Raw genomic sequence first — 1,023 nt, forward strand, 5'->3', positions numbered from 1 at the left:
CAACGAACGTAACGGCGCCAGCGGCAAGACGCTCATCACCGATTATGGCCCGCTCAGGGTCGATCTGCCGCGTGATCGTGACGGCAGTTTTGAACCCATCCTGATTCCGAAACACGAGCGCCGTTTTACCGGTTTCGACGAGCGCATCATCGCCATGTACGCGCGCGGCATGAGTGTGCGCGAGATCCAGGCGTTTCTGGCCGAAGCCTATGGCACCGAGGTTTCGCCCGATTTCATCAGCTCGGTCACCGACGAAGTCATGGCTGAAGCGCTCGCTTGGCAAAGCCGTCCGCTTGAGCCGATGTACCCGGTGGTGTTCTTCGACGCGCTGCGTGTGAAGATCCGTGGCGACGGCGTGGTGAGCAACAAGGCGGTGTATCTGGCGCTGGGCATTCAGGCCGACGGCCAGCGCGATGTGCTCGGCCTGTGGATCGAACAGACCGAAGGGGCGAAGTTCTGGCTGAAAGTGTTCAACGAACTGAAGACCCGGGGCTGCCAGGACATCCTGATCGCGGTGGTCGACGGCCTGAAGGGACTGGCTGAGGCGATTGGCACGGCGTACCCGCGCACGGCCGTGCAGACCTGCATCGTGCATCTGATCCGCAACAGTCTGGAGTACGCCAGCTACAAGGACCGCAAGAGCGTGGCCGCAGCGCTGCGGCCGATCTATGCCGCCGCGAGTGAACAGGCCGCTCAGCAGGCCCTGGAGGCCTTTGCCGAAGGCCCGTGGGGTGCGAAGTATCCGACTATCGTGCAGTCGTGGCGATGGGCGTGGGAGAACGTCACACCGTTCTTCGTGTTTCCGCCGGACATACGCCGTGTCGTCTACACCACAAACGCCATTGAGAGTCTGAACATGCAACTACGCAAGATCATCAAGACACGCGGCCACTTTCCCAATGACGAGGCCGCCATCAAGCTGCTGTGGCTTGCATTGCGCAACGTGCTGGCAAAGTCAGTACGCGCGGCGTTCGACTGGTCGTCCGCGATGAACCAGTTTGCCATCCTGTTTGGAGAGCGTTT

Annotated in this window: 1 protein-coding gene; it reads left to right on the forward strand. The window is 61.2% G+C overall.

Annotated features, from left to right (window positions below; genetic code table 11):
* A partial coding sequence (locus NCT03_RS33615) for an IS256 family transposase (protein WP_250495510.1) occupies positions 1-1,023 on the forward strand: 1,023 nt, incomplete at both ends.

The organism is Caballeronia sp. GAWG1-1 (genome assembly GCF_023631465.1).
GTDB lineage: Bacteria > Pseudomonadota > Gammaproteobacteria > Burkholderiales > Burkholderiaceae > Caballeronia.